The 3,589-nt window shown below is 77.0% G+C and carries 4 protein-coding genes; 1 reads left to right on the plus strand and 3 read right to left on the minus strand.

Features of this window, described 5'->3' with window-relative positions; translation table 11 throughout:
• The 3 genes from ICW40_RS19850 to ICW40_RS19860 form a co-directional block, all read right to left on the minus strand.
• The coding region (locus tag ICW40_RS19850) for a DMT family transporter (RefSeq protein WP_221655706.1) at positions 1-910 on the minus strand (910 nt) is incomplete at its 3' end.
• The gene (locus tag ICW40_RS19855) at positions 907-2,070 is read right to left on the minus strand and encodes a winged helix DNA-binding domain-containing protein (RefSeq protein WP_221655707.1); all 1,164 of its coding nucleotides are present in this window, start codon (positions 2,068-2,070) and stop codon (positions 907-909) included. The genes ICW40_RS19850 and ICW40_RS19855, both read right to left, overlap by 4 nt.
• 85 nt (positions 2,071-2,155) lie before the next feature.
• Positions 2,156-2,839, minus strand: a complete 684-nt coding sequence (locus ICW40_RS19860) for a TetR/AcrR family transcriptional regulator (RefSeq protein WP_221655708.1) — start codon at positions 2,837-2,839, stop codon at positions 2,156-2,158.
• 76 nt (positions 2,840-2,915) lie between these two features.
• Between ICW40_RS19860 and ICW40_RS19865 the strand changes: the two genes are divergently transcribed.
• Positions 2,916-3,326: a hypothetical protein gene (locus ICW40_RS19865; RefSeq protein WP_221655709.1), complete on the plus strand. Its 411-nt coding sequence runs from the start codon at positions 2,916-2,918 to the stop codon at positions 3,324-3,326.
• The last annotated feature ends 263 nt before the right edge of the window (positions 3,327-3,589 follow it).

A 3,589-nucleotide genomic window follows, 5' to 3' on the forward strand; every position in this document is an offset into this window, starting at 1 on the left:
CCGGCGGGCCGGCCCCGTCGGATCGGCCCTCACGGGCCGGAGGGGTCGCTGCGGCGGGCCGCCGGCCGAGCGACGCGGCGGCGGAGCCGCCGACGATCAGCAGCGTCGCGAGCCACACGGCGGGGCCGAGCGGCTCGTCGAGCACGACGGCGCCCAGCGTCACGGCGACGAGCGGGTTGAGGTACGCGACGAGCGTCGAGCGCGGCCCGCCCACCTCGGCGATGAGCCGGAAGAACAGCAGGAACGCCACCGCGGTGCACAACAGCCCGAGGGCGACGAGGGACGCCAGCGCGGCCGGGCTCGGCATGGCGAACGGCCCCTCGAGCGCGACGACCGGTGCGTACACGAGCGCCGCGAGGCCCAGGCACGCCGTCGTCAAGACGGTCGCGGGCACGCCCTGCAGGTGCCGCTCGGCGACCACCGGTGCGATGGCGTACCCGAGCGCACCGAGGACGACCTCCACCACGGGCCACCCGTGGCCGGCCGTGAGACCCGGGCCGGTCAGGACGGCGACGCCGGCCAGTCCGACGAGGAGGCCGAGCCACCGCACCGGCGGGACGGGCAGGCGGTCCCCGGCGACGCGGCCGACGACCACCGCGAGCACGGGCACGGTCGCGACCAGCAGGCCGGTCGTCGAGCTGGCGAGGGTGCGCTCCGCGTCGGAGAAGAGCATCCACGGGCCGACGACCTCGAGCGCCGCGAACACCGCGAGGGCCCGCCACCGGCCGCGCAGCGCGGCGAAGCCCGCGCCGCGGAGCGCGAACGGCAGCAGCACGACGGCGCCGAGCGCCGTCCGCGCGAGCACGACCGTGGCGGGGGAGACCTCGCCGACGGCCACCTTGATCAGGAGGTACGGCACGCCCCAGATCACACCCAGGAGCACGAGGAGGCCCCAGCCGCGCCGGCTCACGAGGCGCGTCCCGCGTACGTGACGCCCCGGAAGGCGGCCAGCCTCTCGGCCTCGGTGTCCACGGCCTGCTCGACGGCGGGCGTCCACGGTGCCCAGGCGCGGACCTCGACCCGCAGCCGGCCGCCGGACGCGCGGGGTCGCCACGTGCCGACGACCTCGCCGTCCAGCACGACGGCGCCCGGGCGGCCGAGAACAGGCCAGAGCTCCTTGCGCGCCGCCTGGTTCGGGACGAGCAGCTCGCGGTCCTTGGCCTGCAGGAGCAGGTCGAACGGGCCCAGCAGCCGCACGACACCCGAGGACCCGCCCCCGTCGGCGTCCGTGTCGGCGTCCGCCGCCGCCCAGCGGCGCTCGCCCTCGACGTCGACCTCGACGAGCTCGTCGCCGAGCTCGGCCCACCGGCGGCGGACGTCGGCAGCCGGCGCGTCGAGGTACGCGGCGACGTCGGCCGGCCTGGCCGGGCCGAGCAGGCGGAGGTAGGCGCGCACGAGGTCCAGGTGGTCGGGCACGCCCCGCTCGGCGGGCGGCGTCCGCACCGTCTCGGCGAAGCGGTCGAGGTGACCGGCGGGCCAGGACGGCACGCGCCCGAGGACGGGCGGGGACGTGCCTGGCTCGAGCTCGAGGCCCGCGTGCAGCGCGGCCAGCCGGAACGGCAGCTCGTAGAGGTGGGTGGCGCGGCACGCGGTGCACCAGCGCAGGTACGGCTCGCTCACCGCGGCCGTGAGGCGGGTGGACATCTCACCCTTCACGGTCGGGGCCGTGACGATCCGTCGCATGTGGCGCCCGATCTCGACGAGCGCGTCGGTGACGTCGATGCCGGCCTCGCGCAGCGGCTTCGAGGCGTCGGCGACGCGCTTGCGGGCGTCGGACTCGGAGAGCGGCACGAGTGCGCGTGCCACGTCGGGGAGCTCGGCGCGGCGGTACACGTGCGGTGCGCCGCGGACCGTCCAGGCGAGGGCGAGCTCGGGCGTGGACGTCCGTGCACCGAGCGGCGCGCCCCGCAGCGCGAGCGCCCAGGCGGCGCCGTCGGGCCCCGTGTCCTGGACGCCCAGGTCCAGCACCGGGACCGAGGCCCACCAGTCCGCGCGGGGGGCGAGCGCGTCCGCCCCCCGGTGCAGGCCCTGCGCGGCGAACCGTCTGCGCAGCACCTCGGTCCTCGTCATCGTCGCGACTCGTGGCACGTGCGTCAGCGTCCCACCGACCACCGACATCGGTCGACGCCCCGCAGGTCGACGCGCGCCGACGACGTCACCCGGGGACGCGCGGACCACGTGGGCCCGTGCCTGCACCCCGGTCGCCCGACCCGAGCAGGGCGGTCCCCGCGGCGGCCAGGAGCGCGGCGTAGCGTCGAGCGTGCTCGCCGTCGGACCCCGGCAGCAGCCCCGCGAGCTCGAGCGAGACCAGTCCGTGGACGTGACCCCACAGGCCCAGGGCCGCCTCCTCGGCGGTCCAGCGGTGGCCCGGGCGGTCCGCGAGGACGCGCGCCACCGCGTCGCGCAGCACCAGGAACGTCGGCCGCTCGACCGCCGGCTGGTCGGCCGCGGCCAGGTCGGCACGGGACGCACCGGCGGTGGGTCCCGCGCCGACGACGACGCCGGGGGAGCGGTCGAACATCACGCGGTAGAAGTGCGGGTCGTCGAGCGCGCTCGCGCGGTACGCGAGGCCGAGCGCGAGCAGGTCGCCGCCCGCGTCGTCGGTCCGCGGCACGCGCGCCAGGTGCTCCGCGAAGCGGCGGAACGCCTCGTCCGTCACCGCGTCGAGCAGCGCGTCGCGGCTGCCGAAGAGCGCGTACACGGCGGACGCCGAGGTGCCCGCGCGTCGCGCGACGTCCCGCACCGTCACCGTCGCGGGCCCACCGGTGGACAGCGCCTCGGACGTCACCTCGAGGAGGCGCGCGCGCAGGGCGTCGTCGTGGGTCCGGGGTCGGGGCACGCGGCGATCCTACGCACTTGACGGCACATCGTGAACGATGTTCTATAACCTTGTTCGTATTCGGGACGGGGGAGACGTGATCGAGCTCAGCGAGGCGGCCACCACGACGGCGGGGGTCGTCCTCATCAGCGTCGTGGCCATCGAGTCGGGCGGCGCCTTCATGGTGCGCGTCGTGACCGGCGGCGTGCCGACGACGCCGTTCCAGACCAGCTTCTTCCGCGCGGGCCACGCGCACGCGGGCGTGCTCGTGACGCTCGGTCTCGTGTGCCTGCTGCTCGGCGAGGCGACGGACCTCACCGGCTTCGTACGCTGGCTCGCGCAGACGGGCGTGCTCGTCGCGGCGATCCTCATGCCGATGGGCTTCTTCTTCTCCGCGGCGGGAGCCGGCCGTGAGCGTCCGAACCGCTGGGTGGTCCTGCTCCCGGTCGGGGGCGTGGTGCTGGCCGCCGGCGTCGTCGCGCTCGGCCTCGGCCTGCTCACCACGTGAGCGCCTGACCGGCGCGTCCGCACCGTCGGCTCGGCACCGTCGCGCGGCGCGGCGCGGCGTGGCCGAGCCGGCCGCGACACCGCCGCCAGCCTCCCGGGCCGCGTGGGCGGCGGAAGGTACGTTGGGGATCATGGCGACCCGCACGTCCGCTCCACGCACCACGCCCAGCCGCACCGGCCGGGCGGTGGCGGAGCGCGGCGGTGCCCGGGGTGGCGGCTCGGGCGGCTCCCTCAAGGGTGGGCAGGGCGGCCACGGGGCCCAGG

This window comes from Actinotalea ferrariae, assembly GCF_019733465.1.
Classification (GTDB): domain Bacteria; phylum Actinomycetota; class Actinomycetes; order Actinomycetales; family Cellulomonadaceae; genus Actinotalea; species Actinotalea ferrariae_A.